At 34.8% G+C, this 25,872-nt stretch carries 18 protein-coding genes and 1 rRNA gene; 8 read left to right on the top strand and 11 right to left on the bottom strand.

What is annotated here, in order from left to right:
- Positions 1-25 precede the first annotated feature (25 nt).
- From FLP_RS07110 to FLP_RS07120, 3 genes are all read right to left on the bottom strand, one after another.
- Positions 26-4,117, bottom strand: coding sequence for a hybrid sensor histidine kinase/response regulator transcription factor (locus FLP_RS07110; RefSeq protein WP_123921653.1), 4,092 nt, complete (start codon positions 4,115-4,117; stop codon positions 26-28).
- Positions 4,118-4,472: 355 nt separating this feature from the next.
- Positions 4,473-7,586 carry a beta-galactosidase, LacZ type gene (gene lacZ / locus FLP_RS07115; protein ID WP_065448830.1) on the bottom strand — a complete coding sequence of 1,038 codons (3,114 nt, stop codon included), beginning with the start codon at positions 7,584-7,586 and terminating at the stop codon, positions 4,473-4,475.
- A gap of 295 nt (positions 7,587-7,881) precedes the next feature.
- Complete coding sequence (locus FLP_RS07120; protein WP_083195814.1) at positions 7,882-9,207, bottom strand: BNR repeat-containing protein; 1,326 nt, start codon at positions 9,205-9,207, stop codon at positions 7,882-7,884.
- A gap of 537 nt (positions 9,208-9,744) precedes the next feature.
- Here FLP_RS07120 and FLP_RS07125 point away from each other — a divergent pair.
- Positions 9,745-10,341 (top strand): Crp/Fnr family transcriptional regulator, encoded by a 597-nt coding sequence (locus FLP_RS07125; protein ID WP_065448831.1) that lies wholly within the window; start codon positions 9,745-9,747, stop codon positions 10,339-10,341.
- Positions 10,342-10,483: 142 nt separating this feature from the next.
- Here the strand turns inward: FLP_RS07125 and FLP_RS07130 are convergent, their stop codons facing one another.
- From FLP_RS07130 to FLP_RS07160, 7 genes are read right to left on the bottom strand one after another with little or no spacing between them, the layout of a single operon-like run.
- Positions 10,484-10,855 (bottom strand): group III truncated hemoglobin, encoded by a 372-nt coding sequence (locus tag FLP_RS07130; RefSeq protein ID WP_065448832.1) that lies wholly within the window; start codon positions 10,853-10,855, stop codon positions 10,484-10,486.
- Between the two features lie 17 nt (positions 10,856-10,872).
- Entirely contained in the window at positions 10,873-11,640 is a 768-nt protein-coding gene (locus tag FLP_RS07135) for an ABC transporter permease subunit (RefSeq protein ID WP_065448833.1), read from the bottom strand.
- On the bottom strand, positions 11,624-12,346 hold the full coding sequence (locus FLP_RS07140) for an ABC transporter ATP-binding protein (RefSeq protein ID WP_065448834.1): 723 nt from the start codon (positions 12,344-12,346) through the stop codon (positions 11,624-11,626). Before FLP_RS07140 ends, FLP_RS07135 begins: the two co-directional genes overlap by 17 nt.
- On the bottom strand, positions 12,343-13,575 hold the full coding sequence (locus FLP_RS07145) for a nitrous oxide reductase family maturation protein NosD (RefSeq protein WP_065448835.1): 1,233 nt from the start codon (positions 13,573-13,575) through the stop codon (positions 12,343-12,345). The genes FLP_RS07140 and FLP_RS07145 overlap by 4 nt, the downstream gene beginning before the upstream one ends.
- A 34-nt stretch (positions 13,576-13,609) precedes the next feature.
- Positions 13,610-14,614 carry a nitrous oxide reductase accessory protein NosL gene (locus FLP_RS07150; RefSeq protein ID WP_065448836.1) on the bottom strand — a complete coding sequence of 335 codons (1,005 nt, stop codon included), beginning with the start codon at positions 14,612-14,614 and terminating at the stop codon, positions 13,610-13,612.
- A gap of 57 nt (positions 14,615-14,671) precedes the next feature.
- Complete coding sequence (gene nosZ, locus FLP_RS07155; protein ID WP_065448837.1) at positions 14,672-16,645, bottom strand: Sec-dependent nitrous-oxide reductase; 1,974 nt, start codon at positions 16,643-16,645, stop codon at positions 14,672-14,674.
- A 37-nt stretch (positions 16,646-16,682) separates the two neighbouring features.
- Positions 16,683-17,159 carry a c-type cytochrome gene (locus tag FLP_RS07160; RefSeq protein ID WP_065448838.1) on the bottom strand — a complete coding sequence of 159 codons (477 nt, stop codon included), beginning with the start codon at positions 17,157-17,159 and terminating at the stop codon, positions 16,683-16,685.
- Positions 17,160-17,283: 124 nt separating this feature from the next.
- Here FLP_RS07160 and FLP_RS07165 point away from each other — a divergent pair, with 124 nt between their 5' ends.
- The 7 genes from FLP_RS07165 (at position 17,284) to FLP_RS07195 (ending at position 25,336) form a co-directional block, all read left to right on the top strand.
- Complete coding sequence (locus FLP_RS07165) at positions 17,284-17,655, top strand: hypothetical protein (RefSeq protein ID WP_065448848.1); 372 nt, start codon at positions 17,284-17,286, stop codon at positions 17,653-17,655.
- Between the two features lie 82 nt (positions 17,656-17,737).
- Positions 17,738-18,589 (top strand): FixH family protein, encoded by an 852-nt coding sequence (locus FLP_RS07170; protein ID WP_065448839.1) that lies wholly within the window; start codon positions 17,738-17,740, stop codon positions 18,587-18,589.
- A 61-nt stretch (positions 18,590-18,650) separates the two neighbouring features.
- Positions 18,651-20,645: a TonB-copper family protein gene (locus FLP_RS07175; protein WP_065448840.1), complete on the top strand. Its 1,995-nt coding sequence runs from the start codon at positions 18,651-18,653 to the stop codon at positions 20,643-20,645.
- 147 nt (positions 20,646-20,792) lie between these two features.
- On the top strand, positions 20,793-21,317 hold the full coding sequence (gene azu / locus FLP_RS07180; protein WP_065448841.1) for an azurin: 525 nt from the start codon (positions 20,793-20,795) through the stop codon (positions 21,315-21,317).
- 41 nt (positions 21,318-21,358) lie between these two features.
- On the top strand, positions 21,359-23,596 hold the full coding sequence (locus tag FLP_RS07185; RefSeq protein ID WP_065448842.1) for a nitric-oxide reductase large subunit: 2,238 nt from the start codon (positions 21,359-21,361) through the stop codon (positions 23,594-23,596).
- 138 nt (positions 23,597-23,734) lie between these two features.
- Complete coding sequence (gene ric, locus FLP_RS07190) at positions 23,735-24,466, top strand: iron-sulfur cluster repair di-iron protein (RefSeq protein ID WP_065448843.1); 732 nt, start codon at positions 23,735-23,737, stop codon at positions 24,464-24,466.
- 423 nt (positions 24,467-24,889) lie between these two features.
- The gene (locus tag FLP_RS07195) at positions 24,890-25,336 is read left to right on the top strand and encodes a CopD family protein (protein WP_065448844.1); all 447 of its coding nucleotides are present in this window, start codon (positions 24,890-24,892) and stop codon (positions 25,334-25,336) included.
- Between the two features lie 271 nt (positions 25,337-25,607).
- Here the strand turns inward: FLP_RS07195 and rrf are convergent.
- Positions 25,608-25,717, bottom strand: a 5S ribosomal RNA gene (gene rrf, locus FLP_RS07200).
- Positions 25,718-25,872 lie beyond the last annotated feature (155 nt).

The following is a 25,872-nucleotide window of genomic DNA, read 5'->3' on the forward strand; positions in this document are numbered from 1 at the left end:
ATATTTTTATCTTGTTTTGTAAGTTTTATGTTGATTTCCAGAAACTTTCATTTAGTATGTATTTATTGTCCTTTACGTTTTGATATTTTTTCTTAAACTCAGAAGGGTTTATGTTATAAAATTGCTGAAAGTGTTTCCTGAAATATTTTATATCGCCAAACCCTGCAATTGAAGCGGCCTGGCTTATTTGTAAATCTGTTGTAATCAATAATGTTGCTACTTTTCTTAACCGGACGTTGCGGGTAAATTCTGAAACAGATTTGCCTGTAATTTTTTTAATTTTTTTATATACTAAAGAATAACTCATGCCCAGGTGAAATGCCAAATCATGCACATTAAAATTCTCTACATCCAAATTGGCATCAATAACATCTACAATTCTTTCGATGAGTTTTTTGTCCTCATCGGATAGTTTTAGATTGGTTTCTTTTTTGGTCACTGAGTTCAGCAGGTAATGCTGTTCGCTGTCTCGTCGCGCTAATATTCCGCTTATTCTCGCTAATAAATAGTCGTTATCAAATGGTTTGGTGATGTAATCATCGGCACCCACTTCTGCCCCTTTTAGTTTTACTTCTTCTGAAGTTCCTCCGGTAAGTAATATTACAGGAATGTGTTTTAATTCTTCATCTGACTTAATATGTTTGCAAAAAGCCACACCGTTCATTTCTCCCATCACCACATCTGAGATGACCAGATCAGGCTGTATTTTTTTAATTATATTTAAAGCTGTTTCGGCATTTTCAGCGAGCGTAATATGATATTTTGAGGATAAAATTCGTTTTAGATAATTTCTAATCTGGGGATTATCATCAACCACTAAGATACTTTTGGCATCTTTAATTAACTCGTTTACATTTCCAGTTTCATCGATTGTTTCCAACCCACTTTCCTGCAATACATTGTCTTCTAAAGCTTCCTCCAGAAATAAAGTTCTGTCGCTTAGGTCTTCTCTGATTTCTACATCTCCAAAATGTTCTTTTCCAAGAGGCAATTTAATCTCAAAAATGGCTCCTCCATTTTCATTATCATAACATCTCACCTCTCCAAAATGCTGATTTACAAATTGTTTAACCAAATAAAGTCCGATACCAAAACCTTTACGGTTATTTTTTATGTTAGTATTGGACTGATAAAACAAATTAAAAATTTTGTCTTTATCTGCATCGGGAACGCCTTCTCCATTATCAATAACTTTTATAATCACCTCAACGTCTGTACAGCGCAAATTGATCGTTACGCTTCCGTTTTCTTTTTCTGTAAATTTTAATGCATTAGAAATCAGGTTAAACAAAGTCATTTCTATTTTTTCACGATCGACATAGACCAACAGCTTTTCTTCGGAAATACTAAAACTGTAGTCGATTTTTTTAATTTTTGCATGATGTACAAAACAGCTAAAAACTTCTTTGGCCAGTTCTACAATATCAATTTGCCCAATTTTAAGTTTTCCCGTTTCTGTTTCTGTTTTTCTAAAAAGAAGCAGCTGATCCACCAAACTCAGTAATCTTCTGGAATTGCTGTATACCATTTCGATAGCGCCCGGATCTATTTGCTGATCTGTACCGTAAATAATATCCTTCAACGGATTGATAATCATGGTTAATGGCGACCTGAACTCATGAGAAATATTGGTAAAAAAAGTTATTTTTTTCTCGTTTAACTCTTTTTCCTGTTTGGCCAAATCTTGCGAAAGCTTTATCTCATATTGAAGCTGTGCCTGCTTTCGCTGGTATTTATCTACAACATAAATAATAAAAGCGACAAGAAGAAAATACACAAAATAAGCAAAACCACTTCTGTACCATGGTGGTAATATGGTAATAGGCAATGAAATAGATTTTGTATTCCAGATTCCTTCTGCGTTTGTAGATTTAATTTTCAGTACATAATCACCTTCTGTTAATCGGGAATAATTGGCACTTCGGATATTATCAATATAATGCCATTGCGAATCCCATCCTTCGAGAAAATAAGCGTACGATATTTTTTCAGGCAGACTGTATTCTAAAGCTGCAAAATCGATGTTTAGCATCGATTCGTCATAAGGTAATTTTACTTGATCAATTCCAAAAGAAGTCAGGCCCGACTGATCAAAAACTTTATTATTTACTTTTATAGCGGTTATTACCACTTTTGGGAAGTCATGAATCTGACTATTAATTCTGGTATCAATAATATTAAAACCTTTAATTCCACCAAAAACAATTTCGCCAGTGGTAAGCTTTAAGGCCGCATTATAATTAAACTGATTGCTTTGCAGTCCGTCAGTATCGTGATAACTGGTAATTTTTCCGTTTTTAGCATTATAGGTAAAGATTCCGTTGTAAGTACTGCCCCAAAAAGCGCCCTGATTGTCCTGAACAATGTTTAAAACTGAATTATTTGGAAGTCCGTTTCGCTGTGTGAGGAATTTTTTAGCCGAAGTTTCGGGATTAAAAATCATCAAACCTCCCCCTTCTGTACCCACGAGTATTTTTTTCTTAGTAAGAGCAATAACAGATCTTACCGGATATTTTACATCAATTTCTTTTCGCTGCATCGTTTTGGGATTGAATCGAAATAATTTTGTAAAATTCCCTATCCACAGATTATTGTCTTCATCTTCGGTAATCGAAATAATTCCTCTGATTTTGGCATCGACAAAATCGAATTTGTCAGTTGTATTATTATACCGGTACAGTCCTTCATCATCCGGAGAACTGGCCCATAAAATATTATCCTTACCACGAAAAAGTACCCAGATATTTTTTTGAAATGCACTGTATTTAGGATTGTAAAAACTATACTTTTTAAAATTACCGGTCTGAGCATTAAATAAGGAAACTCCGCCGCCATAGGTTGCAAACCAGGTTCCTTTATCATTTGTGACAATTGCGGTTACAAAATTATTCGAGATCGAATTGGGATTGTTTGCATTGTACGCATAATTGGTAAATGTATTGGTCTTTTTATTCCACAAACTTGCTCCCGCTCCGTCAGTTCCTATCCATAAATGTTCACTATCCTGCTCTGATAACGACAAAATAAAATCGCTGGGCAGGGTGTTTTTTATATTTTCATTTTTCGAAATGGTACTAAAAGGACTTTTTGTTTCCTCAATTTTATTCACTCCTCCTCTTAAAGTTCCAATCCAAACTCTGTTTTCATTGTCTAAAAACAAGGACGAAATGGCATTGCTATTCAGTTTTTCTTCATCTGAACTCGCATTAAATAAAGAAAAAGTATCTGAAGTATAATTGTATTTTACAATACCGTTACCGTTTGTAGCGATCCAGAGTTCTTTTTTATCATTCTTGCACATTAAATCAGAAATAGGATACTGAACTTCCTGATTCGTATAAATGTGATGTGTTTTTTTTAATGTATTGTACTTTAGCAAGCCTTCATCGACCCCTATCCAAATGTTTGAAAATTTATCTGATAAAATGCAGCTTCCGGTTGTAAAATCAGAAAAAACAACAATTAGTTTTTTGGCTGTTGCATCCATAGTAACGAGACCAACGCCCTGAACAAAACACCAGAATTTGCCGGATTTGTCAAAATCCATTCCCTGAACATGATAATCCCAATGCAGTTTTCCGTTTTCATAAAGCGGGATCTGAACGATTTCCTGTTTGTCTGCATAATAAAGCAATCCCTTACCTGCAGTGGCGATATACATGTTTGATTTGTGATCTGCGATTTTATTGATAACAAAATCGATGGGCTCACTCTTAGAGGTTTTCGCATTTATATAATACCGTGTACTAAACTGATTGCTCAAATAATCATAAACACTTATGCCTCCTTTTGTACCAATCCAAATTTCATTTTTAGTGCCGCAAATACTTACAACCCTGTTATTGTTTAGCGAATTACGATCATTGGGCTCGTTTCTGAAATTTAAAAAATTATAACCATCGAACCTGCTTATTCCGTCATAAGTACCAAACCACATTAATCCCCTCTTATCCTTGTATACAGAAGTAACAGCATTATTTGCAAGTCCGTTTTTTATGCCAATATAACCAATATCATACTTTGCATGTCCAAATTTTGCAACAGCTGAACCTGCTTTCTGCGGCATTGCCGGCGAACAGACTAAAAATATTAAAAATAAAAGGATTCTATTTTTCAAAATATAGTGTGGTTGGAATTAAATGGTCAGGTTTTATTAAAATTTACTAATTAAAATTAAAATCTTTAAAATTAGAAAAACCTATGAATGATTTTCATAGGTTTTCCCGAACAAATATTTAGAAAAATACGAATTAAATTCATAGAATATAATTGCTTCTTCCGTTTGCTTTAATAGCTTCATAAAAAAATAATTAAACACATAGAAACATAGAATTTATGAACAAAAAGGATACAAAAAAAGAAATACATTTCTTTAGCATAGTAAGCTATGTGCATTATAAACAAGTGAAACGCCTTCTTTTAATTAGAAAAAGCTATGTTTCTATGTGTTAAAAATAATTATGCTCAACAGTTTATTTCACCAATGATAGGGTATACGAATAACTGTATTGCTTTTCTAATAATCGGTACGGATCATGAGGAAGTCGTCCCCAGCTATCATCACCACCCAAGCCTCTTTGTTTGTAATCCAGATGCAGGTAAACAGCTTCTTTTGAATCTAAATTCAAATCAGAAGGATGTCTTTGTGCTTTATCTTTTCCAGGATCCAGATCTTCTGTCGAAATATTCAACGCGCTAAAACTAAGTTCTTGTTGTCCTTCGATTTTAATGCCTTGCCCGTTTTGATTTTTTAATGTCAGCCAGCGAACATCGGTTTTATAACCTGATTCCTGAGGACGAATGTAATTTCTGGCATATTGGTTTATTACTTTATCTGAATATTCTCCAATAAAAGAAGCCGAATTTCTATCTGAATAATTTTCCCAAGGCCCTCTTCCGTAATAACTTAGATTATCATAATTACCGTTTAGTTTGATGCGCATTCCAAAACGAGGTAATTCAGGTAAGTCTTTCCCTGCCATATCTATAGATGCAGTCACTTTTATTGATCCGTTATTTTGAATTAGATACTCTACGGTGTAAGGAACAGCTGCCTGAGCTAGTTGATAGGCTACTTTAATCAGCAAACCTTCTATTGTATTTTTATCCATTTTAACACTTATCAAAGTCGGATTTTTTGAGGCTTCTTTCCAGATTACTAATTTATTTGGCATTCCGTTTCCAAAATCATTATCTGTTGGAGCACGCCAAAAATAAGGAGACGGGAAATTGGTAAAAATTTCATTGCCCGCATTTTTCAGTTTATAGTTCAGGATTTCTCCTTTTTTCAAATCAAATTGTCCTGTCGCATTTTCAGCTTCAAAAGACACTATGTTATTGCTCACAGTGTATTTTAATTTTGAAGCACTTTTGGCAATGCTGTTGTTTTTAAAATAAGAACCTTTGCCTATTTTAAATTGTTCTCTTGCAAATTCATGTCCTTTAGCCACCAATGGCGCATCGTATTTTGAAACGGCAAAAACATTTAAAAAATATTCTGAATTCTCCTCGATTGTACCTAAATCCAGTGCTGCTTTTTTAGTTTCTTGCGGAGCTGCATCCAAAATAAATTCTGCCGATTTTGTTTTTACGCCATTTTTAATCAATTCCCATTTAAAGATATAATCAGAAAGATTGGTAAAATTATAATGGTTTGTAACCGACAAATCAGTTCCATTAAGCTGAAATTGAATGTTTTGATATACTTTTTTCACTTCATATAATGCCGGTTTTGGAGTTCTGTTAGAAAACACAAGTCCGTCAGCACAGCCATTCTCATCATTTTGTAAATTAGCACCGCCTAAATCTCCGCCATATGCCCAAAAAGTAACTCCCTTTTCATTTTTTGTTTTCAATCCCTGATCAATCCAATCCCAGATAAAACCACCCTGCATGCGTTTACTATTATTAATGATATCCCAGTATTCCTGAAAATTTCCGCTGCTGTTTCCCATAGCGTGTGCATATTCGCACATGATATAAGGACGCGTTTTATCAGAATTGGCATACTCTTTCATGCTTTTGATGCCCGGATACATAGGCGCTACAATATCGGTATTTCTGTTTTCTCCTGCCTGCTCAAACTGAACCGGACGTGTAGTATCTGTTTTTTTAAGCCAATCGTATGCATCATAAAAAACAGGACCATTCCCGCATTCATTCCCTAAAGACCAAATAATGATAGACGGATGGTTTTTATCCAGTGCAAACATTCTTTCGATACGATCCATATGTGCCGGTGCCCACTCTGGCAAATAAGCAGGATGTTTGGTTTTATCAAACCAGTTTTGCAATTCGGCACCCATTGCATGGGTTTCGATATTGGCCTCATCAACCACATAAAATCCATATTCATCACATAAATCATAGATATGACTGTCATGCGGATAGTGGCTCATTCTAATGGCATTAATGTTAAATTCCTTCATTAGCTGAAGGTCTTTTATTGTTGTTGCTTCAACAGGTGCATGCCCTTTTACATCATCATGTTCGTGTATATTAACACCTTTTACCATCACAACCTTACCATTTACTAAGAGTCTGGCATTTTTTATTTCGACTTTTCTAAAACCAGTTTTTTTAGAAATAATTTCTAATGTTTTTCCTTTATTGTCTAGTAATGTAATGGTATATCTGTACAGATTTGGTGTTTCAGCATTCCATTGTTTTACATTTTCGATTGTTTTTTCAAAACTGATTTTCTGTTCTTTAGCGTTTACTTTTTTACTTTCAGAAAAGATGGTATTTCCTTCTTTATCAAACAATTCAGCTTTAACAACGGTATTTTTAATTTTACTGTTTTCAAAATATTTTAAAGTAACATCAAGATTAAAAATCCCGTTTTTATATTGATTGTCTAAATCACTTTTTACAAAATAATCCCAAACAGTTGTTTTGGGCATTGCCTGCAAATAAACATCACGCTCAATACCGCTTAACCTCCAAAAATCCTGGTCTTCTAAATAACTTCCGTCATGCCAGCGAAATACCTGAACTGCGATCAGGTTATTTCCTTTTTGTAAAAATGAAGTAATATTAAATTCAGCAGGCGTTTTTGATGCTTTGGTCATCCCTATCTCTTTTCCGTTAAGGAAAACTTTGGCATAACCGCTGATAGAACCAAAATGAAGTATGATTTCTTTATCTTTCCATGAATCAGCAATTGTAAAAGTGCGTCTGTAACTTCCTACTGGGTTATAATCGCCATTTATAAAAGGTGGATTTTTAGGAAATGGATACGTAATATTGGTATAAATAGGAATATCAAACCCTTCTATTTCCCAGTTCGAAGGTACCTGAATGTTTTTCCAATTGCTGTCATCTAAATTTACTGCAAAAAAATCCATGGGTCTTTGCGACGGATTTTTTACAATATTGAATTTCCAGCTTCCATTTAAACTCTGATATAAGGCTGATTTTTGAGGATTGTTCCCTTTCAATTCAGCTTCATTACTGTATAAAAGAAAGGAACTTCTGCCTGCTTCTTTTCCGCGGTCCAGAATTTTAGGATTTTCCCATTCGTTACTCTGGGCATAATTACTTTGCAGACTCAAAAATAAGGCAAGTGCTAATACAATTTTTTTCATTTAATTATTTTAAAAATGGGAACTAAAATTTAATACTCCTAAATTTTATTTCAATCAAACTTTATCAAGCATCATTAAAAAAGACTTACTTAAAAAAAATACAGAGGTCCCGGTTAGAAAATGAAATGCTCTATTTTAGAAATAAAAAATAACTTCACAAATTTAAATAACAACACATAAAACAAGAGGGACACAACAATATATTAAAAGGGGCATATCAATAAAAACAGCAATAAAACAAATAAATTAGCAAATAATTTATACAATTCATAATTTTTAAATTAAAAAACAGACATTACAGCACAGGCAACTTTTCTATTTCTAAAACCTGTACAGGCTCAGGATTTGCTTTTACCAAACCTTCTCCATCGGCCTGATTTACATTTTGAGAAAAAATGTGCAATTGCTTTTTATCGTTCCAGAGTTCTTTATCAAAATTAGGTTCCCATTGTCCTACGGAAAAGCGGCTAAGATCTTGTAATTTCCAGTTTATATTTTGCAGATTAGTGTATCCTAATGCTATTTTATTATCTCTTTCTTCGTCTCTAAAAAGCAAATACAACATCGATTTATGAACTAAAATTTCAGGACGTGAAATAGGGATTCTTTTGGTTCCTCCTCCGCCCAAAGTAAATGACTTTGTATGAAAAGCAGTGTTGATTAAATTCCATTTTCCACGGGATAAATACACTACTTTATATTGCGGTATTCCGGTATTGTCCCAATAAGTAGTAATATATGGATTTCCCTTTTCATCTACCGTCATGGCCGTCTGATTGATTAAACTGCTGCTTTGAGGTACTTTCCAGGCTTGTTCCGCCGTTGCTTTTGTAATAGGCAGGACGTATTTTTCGCCTGTAGATTTTTGCCATGTTTTTCCTCCATCTGCAGAAAAAGCGTAACAGATATCATGGTTGGTAGATACATCCCAGCTTTCCCTCCAAACCCACGACATGTAAATTCCTTTCTTGCCTACGCACATTTGCCAATAGGCACTGCGTTGATTTTCGCCATCGATTAAATTATTTTGCAAAGAGGTCCATTGCTGCGTTTTTACGTTATACGATTTCATAATCATATTTCCCCTTCCGGAAGCTCCTGAACGGTAGCAAAATAATAATTTCCCATCAGGTAAATTATGAAATTCAGGATACGTTACTTTCTCCTCCTCTTTGCCGGTCATTGCTTTTTCCTGGCCTAACTCTAAGCTGTATGGCATTTTACTTCTGGCGTAACGCAAACGGGTATCATGATGATCCCAGCTCATATGAAGATAGCCATCACCATCTATTGCGATACTGATGTCGTTGTGTGCATCTTTTACATTACCGCTATAAGGAGTAATTAATGTATCCCATTTTTGTGCATTTAGTTTTCGTTTTGCCAAAACTACCCTGCCTTCGGGATCGTAGTATGCTGTATATTGAACTCCTTTAAAAGTAGTTAGTGCACTGTTTCTAAAAATTACTGTATTTACAGAATTATTGCTCCAGCCTAAACCAATAGTACTTTCTGTAGTTTTTAGCTGAGCCTTAGCAGAAAATGATGAAAATATCATCATCACAAAAAAACTTACAAGTACTTGATTTTTATTTAAATGTGTTATTAAGTTGATCTCCATTTTCTTTATTATTATCCAATAAATCCTTAATTAAAATAACATTTTCTGGCTGTTTGCTCAGCCTGATTTTTTATAAGCAGATAACAAATGTAACTACAACACTTATTTAAGCAAAACAATACCAACCAGTTTTTTAATTTATTTATCAGATTGACAAAGAATATGATATCTACAGATAATAATAGTCAAAGCGAAGTAAGTTTAGCCTTAACCTTGCTATTTTATCATGTAATGATCTTTTCAAAAACATAATATTGAAATGATAGCATTAGAAGAAAAGATCTTCCATTTTTTGAAGCTTCGATATCATGTAAGACTAACCTTATTTAGTTTAGAATTCGGCGGTAAGAAAATTTCTTGCAGTCTTGTAACACTCTTAATACCTAACATTTATCATGTTTTTTGACTCTTCGAATTTGTTATTTTGTTTTACACTAACAATACCACAAAACTATCTAATGATAATTGACAACAAAAATTTCAAGAATACAGCAACCTGTCCTGAGACTGATATTTATGTATTAAAAACCTGTAAAAATGCATATTGATACTGACTTACTTTATACTTGGGGGGCAGTAGCCAAAAAAGTACCCAAAAATACGATTATCTTTTATGAGGATGATCCACCTTTGTCTTTTTATCAGATACTGGAAGGTACCGTAAAAATGAGTTATACGAACGAAGACGGTAAAGATCTTACTATTGGAATTTTTGAAAAAGGAAACAGTTTTGGAGAACCTCCGCTATTTATCGAACAGCCTTACCCCGCTTCTGCAATTGCACAAACAGATTGTGTTTTACTAAAACTTTCTAAGACAAACTTCATTGCCTTTCTTCAGGAAAATCCTGATATACAGATTAAAATATTAAAAGTTTTTGCCTGGAAAATTTACAATAAAATTGTCTTTTCTAAAAACATAATAAATCATAAACCGGAATACCGTATAAAATATTTTCTTGATAATTTAAAAAAACAAAATAATGTAACTGCCTGTCAAAAAATGAGAATTCCTTACACGAGACAGGAAATTGCAGATTTTACCGGTTTGCGTGTAGAGACTGTTATACGCACGATTTCACTTATGAATAAGGTAAAAAAAATTGAAATTGTCGATCATAAACTTTTTTATTGAATGATATTCCAGCAGTTCATTACCACTCGTATCGGATAAATTTCATCAATTTCTGTTTCTTTACTTCAGGTTAGCCCAAAATTATTAATTCAGTATCTGCTCTGATCGAAGTAAGAAAAGGAACTTTAAAAAGTTTCTTTTTTTATTGTATCACTTTACTTATCATTGCTTTTGAAATATTATTTGCTCTGATCTTTATTTCACTTGCCTTTTGACCTTCAAATAAATCATCGACTGTGTTTTTCCATAATTTAGTCCAGTGCTTGAAATGACTTTTGGTCAAACTGCTTTTCTGGTTCAGCGCTCTGTGTTTCATCATTGGATTTCCGTCAAAATTTCCAGTGTAAAAAAGAATATTATCCCAGAAATCATACATTATCGGAAGATGTTTTTCCCAATTGACAGCGGCAACTTCGGTAAATAAATATCCAATAGTCGCATCTGTTCGAATCTTTTGGTAAAAGGCATCTACCAGTATTTTGATGTCTTCTTTATTTTTAATATCTGTTTTCATATTCTTTTCTTAAACGATTAAAGATCTTTTCTTTTAAATTTTCGAAGTGAGATAAAAAACGGAACCACAATCCATAAAACCAATAATGCAAAAGAGATTGTTAGTCCGAGTGTCGTTCCAAAAAAATCTTTAAAAATAGCTCCAGTATATCCCATCATCGCAGACTGGTCAAGGTGCAGCAAGATTTGAATACGGGCAAGATCTATTGGACTTAATGCCGTTACTGCCACCATTGCCTTTTCGATAGGATATTCGGCAAACTGAAATAATAGAAATAGTACCAATGCATCAAAAAGTATTGCAAAATACAGCCACGACATTATTGCTAAACCTATTCCTTTTGCTTTATCACGGGTCAAAATACAACTCAAAAAAGCCAATGATACAAACACAATCGAAATTAAACATCCTGACAAAAGCATCATAAATCCGGCAGCATCAGGAGCGTTAATTAAAAGAGGAATTCCTGCACCCAATAAAAAGGCAAATACCATCGCGATAGAAAGTCCGGCAAATAAACTTATCCATATTTTTTTTCGTTTTAAAGGCTGGCTGAGCAAAAGCTCAATAAATTCTGAACTGTTATAGAGATATATTGTTGAAAAAAGTATCGAAACTAACGGAACCGTAAATAAAATTACGTTCAGGATTGTCAGCAATCCCTTGGCTGAATTATCCTCCAAACCAAAAGAGCCCCAGGATAATAAAGCCAGAATAAAGGTGTAACTCAGTATAATTTTATTTTTAAGAATATCTAATAGTACAATTTTAATAATCCTGTTCATGATTCTTTTCTTTTAGAATTTTTGCAATAGCTTTTGAAATTTTGTTTTCGCCTGTCGATTCAAGCAAGTCACTTATCGTTTTATGAAAATGAACTTTTCCATCCTGCATAAAAATAATCTGGGTAATCATATCGTCAAGTTCACTAAGCAAATGAGAGGTAATCAGGATTAACTTTCCATCATTTTTTTGATGTATGATTTTGTGCTTTAAAATTTCTGCTGCCAGCGGATCAAGACCTGCAGTGGGTTCATCAAGTATTAATACATCAGGATTAAAAAGAAAGGCCAATGCAGCACTTACTTTTTGGGTTGTACCGCCGGAAAGTGTTCTCATTTGCTTGCCTTTCATTTTATCGAGCTTAAAAGCTTTTATCAAATCTTCATCGAGCGTGTCTTTCGAATTTCGAATTTCTTTGATCATGGCAATAATTTGCTCAATAGTCATATTATCCGGATAACGTCCTATTTGAGGCATATATCCAATACTATTTCGATATTCAAACTTATTTAGAATGGATTTTTTATGGAATAAAATATCACCGCTGTCAGGCAAAACCATTCCTAAAACAGATTTGATTAAGGTCGTTTTTCCGCAACCATTTGGACCAATAAGGGCGATACATTCTCCTGCATTAAACTGAAGATTCACATCTTGCAATACCTGAAGTCTGCCAAATTTTTTATTTATATTTTCTAAAGTAATCATAATACAAGAGATTTCATTTCGGGAGTTTGATCGACAAAATTATCGGGTGTAATACTTGGAAGAATTTTTTCTGATTTATCAAGAAGCGTAATAATAAAACTCCTGAATAATAGCATTGCTGAAGGATTGTTTTCCGTGAGAACAGCAAAAAGACTCAGCGGATGAAAAGGCACATCTCCAATTCCGTCCCGATTAAGATCATATCCTTCGTATTTATCCCAATAATTGTTATTAAAATGATTGAGTACTAAACTTCCATTGGTACTAATGTCAAAAGTATTGGCGAGAAAATTATTAAAGGAAATCTCATTATCCATGCAACTTGCCTGAATTTTCATGCCCCAGCCATTGTCTTTGAAAATATTTTTTGAAAGCATAATCCGGCTTGCTCCTTCCATATAAATTCCTGAAGTATTGCGAATGAATTTATTTCCTATAATATGACTATCTGAAATTTCTTTTAGCAATAAACCATAAGCGGCATCTCCCCAATTTTCTTCAAAATAATTATTGAACATTTTTACATTTTTCGTGAACATCACTGCTACGCCCGCACCATTATTTTTAAAGACATTTGAGATATAGGAATCATCATTAGAAAACATAAAATGAAGTCCGTATCGAATGTTTTCTTTTGAGATATTTCTCCAGATAATAGAATTAGAAACAAATTCAAAGTAAATACCGTCACGATGTCCGGAAATTCTGTTGCCGATAATTTGTATGCTATCGCTTTTCCAGCAATGAATCCCGTTTCCTATTCGTTGTTCCTCTTTTTGATAAGCTTTGATCGTATTGTTTTTTATGATACAGCCAATTCCTTTTTGAACATAAATCCCAAAAAAATTATTCTCAAGAATATTGTTTTTTATGGTAACTGCCGTTTTGTTGTATATTTTAATGCCACAAGGGTCATTGATGGAACCGTAGCCCGAATTGATGATTTTAAAACCCGCAAAAGTTACGCTATCGGCTTTGATGGAAACCACTTCATATTTTTTTTCTCCATCGAGAATAGGTAAGCCATTTCCCTGCAGTATTATTTTTTTATCTACAATTAAGTTTCCTTCCTTATAAACACCTTTATAAACCACGATAGTATCACCGGGATTTGCGAGTTCAATTGCTTTTTTTATTGTTTTGATGGTTTTATCCTTTCCTACTTCTATTTTTTGCGAATGCAGACAGGTGAGAAACATTGAGAGACAAAGACAGAAGAATATTTTCATGGTTAGTGGGTTGTAATGAGCATTTATTCCAGCTTTATTTTTCTATAATAGCCGTCCATTCTGTTTCGTTTGCGTTTGATATTGCTTTAAAAGCTTTTGCCTCACTTTTGTTCGAAAATGCCGCTATGTTCCCATGCATGGGGCTTTTTATGGTACCGCCAGAGATAAAGAAAGCTTTCTCTGCTCTAATCAATTCATTTTCTTTGGCGTAATCATTTACATAATAGGCTTTGATCTGCATCTCCTGATGTTCTTTACCAAAATTGGCCATACAGGCAATATCATCAAACTTATACGCCCTGCCTTTTTGGGTAATAATTTCTGCGCCATATCTTCCATCACTGATTCCCATTTTACAAAAATCACAATTGTCTGTATTCAATTTAATTGGAATTGCTTTATCGCCTGAGCATGAAAAAAGAAAACAAGTACTAATTAAAATACCGAAGAATTTATCGAGACGTGAAACTGATTTTTTCTCTTTTATGATGGCCAAAAAAAGTAAAACGCCAACAGCAATAAGCATCCATCCGCCAATATCAGGAATAGAATAAGCACCAAAATTTAATAATTGTTTATAACCAAGCAGTGGAGGCTGGTACGCCATACCCGGAACCCGAATGGCTGCATTGGGGTCTAAGTTATGACCATATTCATAGTTCCATCGGTAAAAATCGACAGCTGCTAATACTGCGAAAAGTAAAAAAGCGAAGAAAAAGATGTGGAGCAATTTTCGCTTTGCAAAAAACAAACCGCTTATTGCAATGACACCAAATGAAGCTAAAATATAAGGCAAGATTTTAAATTCTATAAAATCTTCTGTATGAAGGGTCTTCATCCCAATATAGTGATTAAGACCATTTATAATATCAACATCTCCGGCTATTTTAGTAGCATGCAGTTTTAAAACCAAGCCTTCAGGATATTGTGGTGCACTGAGTTCTATTCTCCACATGGGTACAAAAATGGACCCTATTAAAAGCAGACTGCACAAAAAGAGTACTACTTTAGAAAAAGTTGAAAGTGTTTGATTTTTCATGATAAATCGAAATAAAAAGGGAACAAAGAAAACTTTGTTCCCTTTATGGGTTACTAGCTATTCCTTTGGTAAATTTGTACCTAAACTATAAGTAATGGGAACGTTACTTCCTGCAGGTGAAACTCTAACGTAACCCTGCATTTCCTGATGCAGTGCGCTGCAGAAATCGGTACAGTAGAATGGGAACATTCCTTTTTTCTGAGGAACCCATTTTAGTGTAAGCGTTTCGCCTGGCATGATCAGTAATTCGGCTGTGTTAGCCCCTTTAATCGCAAATCCGTGCGGTACATCCCAATCTTGTTCTAAATTAGTAACGTGAAAATAAACTTCATCACCAACTTTAATTCCTTCAATATTGTCAGGAGCAAAATGAGAGCGAATACAAGTCATGTAAACATGTACTTTATTTCCTTCTCTCACTACTTTGGTTTCTTTTTCTCCTTTGGCAACATATGGATGCTGGTTGTCTGCCATTTTGTAATATTTCAACTGACCGTTATTACGTATTTTATCAGCCGGAATACCTTGTGCATAATGCGGTTCACCGATGGTTGGATAATCTAATAAAAGTTTCATTTTATCGCCACTGATATCAAACAATTGTGCACTTTGAGCCAATTCAGGTCCTGTTGGCAAGAATCTGTCTTTTGTGATTTTATTATACACTACCATATATTTTCCAAAAGGTTTTTCTGTATTTCCTCCCGGAATCATAAGATGTCCTGGTGAATAATAAGTAGCTTTTCGATCTAAAACTTTCAGGTCTTTAATATTCCATTTTACAACTTCAGAAGAAACAAACATGGTTGTATAAGCATTCCCTTTTCCGTCAAATTCTGTATGCAAAGGTCCTAGTCCAGGTTTTTGAACTTCACCATAAAGAGCTGCTTCATATTTAACTACCGGAATTCCGGCATAAGTTCCATCAAACTGTTTTTTGGCAATGGCATCTTTAAGCTTTGTAAAACTGAATACCGGAATCAATGCTGCTAATTTTCCGCTTCCCACAATGTATTCGCCCGTTGGATCAATATCACAGCCGTGAGGTGATTTAGGACATGGAATCAGATAGCAAATATCTTTAAGTTCTGCAGCATCCAAAATCAATACTTCTTTCTTAGTTTCAGATTTTGCAGTCTGGGTTTTCTCATCCCAGGTATTATGAACATAATTGGCAGGTACGCGTTTTCCTTTCCCTGCTTTGATATACTCTTCCGCTTTTTTCCAGTTTACTGCCATGATAAAATCTTTATCATTTTTTGATGCATTAACTTCAAGCAATGTGTTGGCTTGTTCAGTGTTATAACAAGAGAAGAAGAACCAGCCGTGAGATTCTTTTTTACCTGGGTGACTAAGATCAAAATTAACGCCCGGAGTTACAATTTGAAAGGCAAGATCAAGCTCTCCTTCTTTTCCAACTTTTACAAAACTAATATGTCCTTTAAAGTTTTTCTTGTAGGTATTAATTGGCACATCGCCATTATCATTATCTGCCGGTACACTAAAACGGCTCGCTCCTACTACATATTCTGTGTTTTGTGTAATAAAAGGAGAGGAATGGTTTCCTCCGCAATTTGGAAGCTCAATTATCTCTGCCGTTTTAAAAGTTTTCAGGTCAATACGTGCGATTCTTGGCGTATTATTAGCATTAGCAAAAAGCCATCTTGCGTCTGCTTCACCATTAGTCTGTGATAAATCCATGTGGTGCTGATCGTCCCACGGCACAAAACCATGCGAAGTATTCAGCATCGCTTTGGTTTCTTCACTGTAGCCATAACCACTTTGGGGATCCTGTGAAAATACCGGCATCACCCTTAACAATCTTCCGCTTGGAAGTCCGTAAACGCTCACCTGCCCACTAAAACCTCCAGATACAAAATTGTAATATTCATCGTATTTACCCGGAGCAACATATACTTTTTGTGCAGCATCACCTTCTACAGTATCACTAGAATCTTTAGGTTTACAGGAAACAAAAAAGGCACACCCCAACGTAAGGGCGAAAACTGATTTTAAAAATTTATTTTTCATAAGACTTTTATTTAGCATTATAATTTTATGGTTAGCATTATTTTATACCGTCAATCTGGCGCATATATTCCAGTATATTTCTGGCTTCATCATCTGTAAGCCCCTGATTAGGCATACGAATCATGCAGAGTTCTAATTGCGCCTGCAATTCAGGATCTTTGTCGATCATAGGATCAGGATTGGTAATAAAGTTCATAATCCATTGCGGGGTTCTGCGTTCTGTAACCCCTTTCCATCCGGGTCCTACTAATTTTTCGTCAGTAGGTTTATGGCAGGAAGTGCATTTTACTTCGGCTACTTTTAATCCTTTTTCTGCCATTGCCTTGTCTAAGGAAGCACCTAATTCAATAGTAGAAAATTTTCCTAATCCTCTTTTAGGATCATACGATTCTGCTTCAGCTTTTTTCTCTTCTGCCGAGGGAGTCGAAAAATCCTGATCTGTATTCGATTTTTCTTTTCCGCAAGACACAAAAAGGAAAAGACCGAACATTGTTACTAAAAATAATCTGTTCATTACTATGGTTTTTATTTTGTTAAACTATTGAACAAAATTCCAAAACTTGTATCTCTTAAAGTATGACTGTAATCATACACTGCAAAAAATGTTCACAATACCTTCGTACTTTCAAAATACAGTTATGAAAATTTGTGTTTATATATTCCTGTTTGCAGTCGTGTTCAGACCAGCGTTTCCAATTCTGGATTACGTTTTGAACTACCATTACATTGCAACAGAATTATGCGAAAACAAAGACACTCCAAAACTGGGCTGTAATGGAAAATGTCACTTAAAAAAAGAACTGGCAAAAGCATATAAAAATGATGTGCCTGCCTCAAGCGAGAAAAAAAGTGAAACCTTCGAAACTGCTTTGCTTTTCCTTGTAAACATTCCGGTTTTTAGTTTTGAAAGTATTAAAAAACCTCTTGTAGCGATAAACTCCGTCTATAAAAATCTGTACTCCCTTACCGCTACTGCTTCTGTATTTCGTCCGCCTATTTTCTGGTATTAATTTTTCTTTTATTTCTAATTTTTCTTCTCCGGATTTACATTCGGCGGAAGCCATATTATCATTAATTCAAATTAATACTCAAATGAAAATTTTAAAATACACCACTCTTTTTGTTTTAGCCATACTCTTCTTTTCTTGTTCATCCGATGAAAATGCTGCTGATAAAACTCCAACCGATGAAACCACGGGGCTGCAAAAAATTCAGGAAATAGTGAACGACAATCACATTATTGAACTCTATTCTCAAAGCGGCGCTTTAGTTCAGGGATACAATCATATCACTCTTAGAATCAAAGACAAAAAAACAAATGCTTATATTAATCATGCCAAAATAAACTGGCTGCCTGTAATGCACATGGCTATGATGGAACACTCTTGTCCAAAATCGATTGTGACCAAAATAGCAGATAAACAAACGTTATATGAAGGCGATATTATCTTTCAAATGGCTCAAAATGACACTGAATACTGGAATCTGACTCTTACTTATACCGTTGATAGTATTTCGTATACGGTGAAGGATATTATCAAAGTTCCGGCTTCGGCAAAACGAACCGTTAGCACTTTTAACGGTATTGACGGCGTTCGTTATCTGGTCGCTTACATTGCTCCTCAAAATCCAAAAGTCGCTACGAATGATATTAGTTTAGGCCTTTATAAAATAAAGGATATGATGACATTTTCTACAGTGAATAATTTTAAAATAAAAATCGATCCCAGAATGCCAAGCATGGGAAATCATGGTTCGCCAAACAATACCGATTTAACTCAATCCTTGAAGGATGGATTTTATAAAGGAAAATTTTCCTTGACCATGACGGGATACTGGAGAATTAATCTGCAGCTTTTAAACACTTCAGATCAAGTACTAAAGGGAGAACCCATAACGACAGAAAATCCGGCAAGTAGTTTATTCTTAGAAATAGAATTCTAAAAACTTACCAATAACAAGAAAGAGATGGTTTTCGCTGTCTCTTTCTTATAATTATTTCACAATGAAAAATACAATAGCCATCCTCTTAGCTGTATTTTCAACAGTCTGCTGGGCGCAAGAAAAAAATAATGATACTGTCGCAGCTGTAAATCTTAATGAAATTATAGTAATAGGAAAAAAAACACCTTTAAATCTCAAACAGCCTAAATCGTTAACTTCTTTAGAGGATTATCTTAGTGGATCTTCCAAAATAAATATGATCAAAAGAGGTTCTTATGCGTGGGAACCCACCATTAACAATATGTCGACCGAACGTACTGTAATTACCATCGATGGCATGCGCATTTTTGGTGCCTGTACAGACAAAATGGATCCGGTAACTTCTTATGTCGAAGTCTCTAATTTATCTGAGGCAAAAGTTGCATCTGGTCAGCAGGCAAGTTGCCACGGAGCAACAATTGGAGGTTCGATCGATTTAAAACGCAATCAATTGAATCAGAAAGCAAACGGCTGGAATACTAGTCTGAATTCCGGTTACGAAAGTAATAATCAGCAAAAAATTATTGGTGCCGCTTTGGGATATAATGATAGTAGTTTTTTTACCCGAATAGATTTTATGCGTCGGGATGCCGAAAACTACAAAGCCGGAGATAGAAAAGAAATTGACTTTTCGCAATTTACCAAATATAATATTTCGGCCGCTGCAGGTTACAACATCAATAAAAAAAATATACTCGAAGCTACTGCCATTTACGACAAAGCCACAAACGTTGGTTATCCTGCACTTCCTATGGATGTTTCATTGGCAGAAGCCAAAATCGTGGCGCTGAGTTATCAATATATTCCGGTTAACAGTGTTGTTTCGAACTGGGAAACAAAGGGTTATTTTAATACCATTAAACACAAAATGGACGATACTAAAAGGCCTTCGGTGCCCATTCATATGGATATGCCGGGATCGTCTGAAACCTTTGGTTTTTATTCTAAAATAAAAGGAAAGATCAAAAACCATGATTTTTTGGCCGATTTGAATACTTTTTATAATAAGGCTGTAGCCGAAATGACCATGTATCCTGCTGATACAAATGAGAATCTTATGTTTATGTATACCTGGCCGGATGTACGCACTTTCTACAACGGATTATCATTAGAAGATAATATTAAAATTTCGAAGGAAGCTGTACTTAGAATCAGTACTAATCTGGGATTTCATTCTAATACTGTAGCCAATGATTTTGGATTGCAAAGCCTTCGTATTTTTTATCCTGAAATGAAGGCGACACAAAATCGCTTTTTAAAGAGTTTCTCCGGAAATTATACTGCCAATAAAGGAAAACTGGAGTATGGTTTTGGTTTGGCTTACGCCGAAAGAGCGCCCTCCGTCTCTGAAGGTTATGGATTCTATCTCTACAACAGCAATGATTTTTATGATTATATAGGAAATCCAAATTTAAAAAATGAAAAGGCTGTTGAAGGAAATTTTTCTTTTGGATTTAAAAGCAGCCGCTTAACATCTAAAATTACAGCTTCATATTTCTATATTTCGAATTACATCATAGGAAAAATTGATTCGAAAACTTTGCCTATGACTATTGGAGCATCTGGTATAAAAATTTACAATGCACTTGATTACGCTTCGATTTTTAATACTGATTTTAATCTGGAATATTCGATTTCGCAAAACTGGAACATCAAAACATTAATTGCTTATAGTCTGGGCAAAGATGACGATCATAATAATCTTCCGTTTATAAGTCCGCTTCGATATAATGCCGGAATCGAATTTAAAAAAAATAAACTCAATGCAGGAATTTTAGCCTCCGGAAATCTTGCACAAAATGATTTTGCCAAAGCATACGGACAAACCAAAACACCTGATTATTTGATTTTTAATATTAATGCAGGTTATGCTTTCGATTGGAATCAAAACAAAATAAAACTGCAGACAGGTGTTGAAAATGTATTCGATAAATATTACACCACTTTTTCAGACTGGAACAAAATACCACGAATGGGACGCAATTTCTTCATCAATCTTGTTTACAGTTTTGACTAAATTTTAAAACAATAAAAAATAGCATTACAACTTTTAAAAAGGCTAAAAAAATAAATAGTCCTTATGATTGGAATCATAAACTAAAAAAGATGGCGGTGATACTTTTACAGTATTAAAATTTTTCAATAACATTCAAAACCCATAACAATGAAAACATCTTTCAAGATTACCTTTTTAGCTATTTTTACCATTTTTAGTTTATTTTCATGTGGAAAAAAAGAGGCTAAAGATATAGCACCTGCTGAAACTACTGCAACGGAACAACCCTACGAAGAACATCCTGTTGAAACTCCTGCGGCTACAAATGATCTGCATATTGAAAGTAATGATCAAATGCAGTATTCCTTGCATGAACTAAGAGCTCCGGCAGGAAAAATCACCCTTACCCTGAAACATGTTGGCAAGATGGAGAAAACGGTAATGGGACATAATTTAGTCATTCTGACACCTGGTACAGATATTTCTGATTTTACACAAAAAGCCGTAGATGCAAAAAATACAGATTACATACCTGCATCTGAAAAAGCAAAAGTAATTGCTCATACCAAAATAATTGGCGGCGGAGAAAGTGATACCATCGAATTTACTATTAATGAAAAAGGAACGTACGATTTTATCTGTTCTTTTCCCGGACATGTATCAATGATGAAAGGAAAGCTAATTGTAGAATAATTCATTGGCTTTTAAATAAATAAAACTCAAAATCATTATAAATGAATAAGGAAAGAAAACTTTGGATAGGATTTGCACTCGTAATGTGTATCTCTTTTTCAGTATTAGGATATTACGGATATGAGATTTATCAGCAGGCACCTCCTATTCCTACCCAAGTAAAAGGCCCTGATAAAACGGTAATTTTTACCTCTCAGGAAATAAAAGACGGCCAGAATATCTGGCAAAGCATTGGAGGTCAGGAAGTGGGAACTATTTGGGGACATGGTGCTTATGTAGCGCCAGACTGGACTGCAGACTGGCTGCATAGAGAAGCTGTCTTTATCCTCGAAAAATTATCTCAAAAAGAATATTCAAAAACTTATGCCCAACTAACAGAGGAACAGCAGGCAGGCATGAAAATCAGACTCCAGAATGATGTGCGTAAAAATACCTACGACAAAACTACTGGTGTTATCACGATTTCTCAAAACAGAATTGAAGCCATAGAATACCTAAGCAAATATTATGAAGGTTTGTTTATGGATGATCCTAAATTCGATACGCTCCGTAATAATTATGCTATTCCTAAAATGTCTGTAAAAGATCCGGAAAGGATGCATAAAATGAATGCTTTTTTCTTTTGGGCAACCTGGGCTACTGTAACAGAAAGACCGAATCAGAAAATTTCATACACCCACAACTGGCCATCAGATGAACTGGTTGGAAATGTGGCAACAAAAGATCTTTTGGTCTGGTCAGGAGTCAGTATCATACTGCTTTTGTTCTGCATCGGAATTCTTATTTTTTATCATGTACGATCAGGAGAAGACGAACATTTTGAAGTACCGGTTCAGGATCCTTTGCTGAAACAAGGAAAAACACCTTCGATGTACCGAATAAAAAAATATTTATGGGTCGTAAGCCTTTTAATTGTACTGCAAGTTGTACTGGGTGTCATTACTGCGCACTATGGTGTAGAAGGAAACGGTTTCTTTGGAGTTCCGTTAGATCAAATTCTTCCGTATGCCGTAACAAGAACCTGGCATACTCAACTGGCCATATTCTGGATAGCGACGGCCTGGCTTGCCACCGGATTGTATATTGCACCGGCGGTTTCCGGCAAAGATCCAAAATTTCAAACATTTGGAGTTGACTTTTTATTCTATGCCTTACTTATAATTGTACTAGGTTCAATGGCTGGACAATGGTTTGGCGTTATGCAGAAACTTAATCTGGTAGAAAACTTCTGGTTTGGTCATCAAGGCTATGAATATGTAGATCTGGGCAGATTTTGGCAAATATTCCTACTTGTAGGATTGTTTCTTTGGCTGGCGCTCATGGTTCGACCTTTATTACCAGTTCTCAAGAAAAAAACAGGAGAGAGAAATCTAATCATTATGTTCCTGATATCATGTACTGCTATAGCAACTTTTTATGCTGCCGGGCTCATGTGGGGAAGACAAACTAATCTGGCCATTGCCGAATATTGGAGATGGTGGGTAGTACATTTATGGGTAGAAGGTTTCTTTGAAGTATTTGCTACTGTTGTAATCGCATTTTTATTTGTTCGTTTGGGCTTGTTAAAAACAAAAACCGCTACACTTAATGTTCTTTTCTCTACCATCATTTTTATGTCTGGAGGAATATTAGGAACCTTCCATCATCTCTATTTCGCCGGAACTCCTACTGCTGTAATGGCTCTTGGAGCAACCTTTAGTGCCTTAGAGATTGTACCTTTGGTATTAATTGGATACGAAGCCTACCACAATTACAAACTTTCAAAATCAACCCAATGGATTAAAGATTATAAATGGCCCATCTATTTTATGATTGCTGTTGCTTTCTGGAATTTCTTAGGCGCTGGAGTATTTGGATTTATCATTAATCCGCCTATTGCCTTGTATTATGTTCAGGGTTTAAATACAACGCCTTTGCACGGACATACTGCCTTATTTGGAGTTTATGGAATGCTGGGAATTGGTTTGATGCTTTTTGTACTGCGCAGTTTGTACAGACAAGAGAGATGGAATGAAAAATTAATGAAATTCATATTCTGGTCTACCAATATTGGATTGCTGGCCATGGCTTTACTGAGTCTTCTCCCGGTTGGAATATGGCAGGCTATTGAAAGTATCGAGCACGGAATGTGGTATGCACGTTCTGCTGAACTCATGCAACAGCCAGCCATGGTAACCCTAAAATGGCTTAGAGCAATTGGCGACACTATCTTCGGATTTGGCGTACTGGCTTTGTGCTGGTTTGTTTTTGAACTCACACTTCGAAAAAAAAGTAAATAAACCTGAATCTCCGGGAGTTAAAATTCCCGGAATTCTTTTTCTTAAAAATAAAAAAAACAGCCGGAAATTAAAAAATACCATCGTAAAAATCTCATTTCAGCCGATTTTAATCTTAAACCATTATAAAAACTTAATTCTATGACAACAACAAACCCAACCACAATTGGCGAAATCGTAGCAAATGATTTCAGAACCGCAGCAATCTTTTCAAAATATAATATAGATTTTTGCTGCAAAGGACATCGTACTTTAGAAGAAGTTTGCAAAAAGCGAAACATCGAAGAATATCTTCTTGTCGAAGAGCTTGACCGTGCAAAAAATAATTCGGCGAACCAAACTTTTGATTATAAATCATGGCCTTTGGATCTTTTAACAGATTATATCGAAAAAACGCATCACAGGTATGTAGAAGAAAAAACGCCGGTCCTACGTCGCTTTTTAAATAAATTATGCAGTGTTCACGGCGAAGTACATTCTGAACTTTTTGAAATCAACACTCTTTTTACTGAATCTGCCGCAGATCTTGCTTCTCATATGAAAAGAGAAGAAGAGGTTCTTTTTCCCTATATCCGAAAAATGAAAATAGCGCACAATAAAGGCCAATTGCTTCAAATGCCACATTTTGGAACAATCGAGAATCAGGTAGTTTTGATGAAAGAAGAACATGATATTGAAGGACAGCGCTTTAAAAAAATAGCTGTACTTACCAATAATTATACTCCTCCGGCAGATGCCTGCAATACTTATAAAGTTACTTTTTTGATGCTGGAAGAATTTGAACGTGACCTGCACAAGCATATCCATATGGAAAACAATATATTATTTCCAAGAGCAATTGTTCTTGAAAAAAACTTTGAAGTAGTGCTTTAAATATCATAAATGATAGAAAAATATGTGATCAAATGAAACGGAGATTACAAGCTTTTTGAAGCGTTCCAAATATAGGATGCGCTTCAAAAAGCCTTCAAAAGTGTCACTCTAAAACCAAATAAAAGAAAGGAAAATTGGATTATAACACTGGGGCGTATTTAGTGGTGGCGAATGCACCATTCATAAAATATAACAGATATTGTAAAGAGTATAGAGTACCTTAAAAATAAAAACTTTAAAGCAAATCACTTTTTACTACTCTTTACAAAATAATGGCTTCAAGCTCGGCGAGTTAAATTATTGTGAAAAAGCAATAAAACCATAAAAATATAGCAACATCAAATATTACAGCTGTTTACGGAGAATGAATACAATATGTCTTAATTCTTTTAACCCCAATACTTTAAATTAAAAATCTGTATTATGACTTTACACCATATACTTTTAATAATTCACCTTATTGCTGCAACGATCTGGATTGGAGGCCATCTTACGCTTAGTATTGTTTTTCTGCCAGTTGCTTTAAGAAAAAAAGAACCTTTAATTATATTAAACTTTGAAAAAAAATTCGAACCACTTGGTATATCTTCTTTAATTGCCCTGATTATAACAGGAATTTGGATGGCCTATGATTTTGGAATTACGTACCAATCATGGTTTTATTTTTCCGGTAGTTTAGAAAAAGTAGTTTCGATAAAATTGGTTTTATTAATGCTAACTTTTGTCCTTGCACTCTATACTCAGATTTATGTAATTCCAAATCTCAATAAATACAATCTCAATAAAATAGCATTTTCGATTATAAGCGTAACTGTAATAGGACTTAGTATGCTTATTTTGGGTTCAACAATAAGATATGGAGGGATCTAAAGACGTATTTTAATATGTACTCCAACAGAATATCATGATCTATTTTTGAACTTGTTCAATCGCTGACGAACTTCCAGTTACTGGTTTTGGTAAAGTTTATTAACCGCAAAGAACGCAAGGGATTACGCAAAGTGCGCAACGAACAGCCTTTGCGACCTTAATAAAGACAGCAGTACAGACAATAAAAAAACCTTTGCGTACTTTGCGGTAAATTTCACAAAGTGATATAAACAAAAAATCCCTCCCGATAAATCGGGAAGGATTCTTAAAAGAAAGGCGACGACATACTCTCCCACATAACTGCAGTACCATCTGCGCAGGCGGGCTTAACTACTCTGTTCGGGATGGGAAGAGGTGAGCCCCGCCGCAATAACCACCTTAAGGCCGTTTTGCAATGGGTGATTAGCCTTAGCTAGTCAACATTACACAATATCTTAACATACTGAGATAAAGAAAAGTATTTTATTTATTAGAAAGTTTCTCCCCCCGACTTGCATCGGGGGAAAAGGGTGTACATAAGCTTACGGATTATTAGT

Origin of the sequence: Flavobacterium piscis (assembly GCF_001686925.1) — a bacterium.
Classification (GTDB): Bacteria; Bacteroidota; Bacteroidia; order Flavobacteriales; family Flavobacteriaceae; genus Flavobacterium; species Flavobacterium piscis.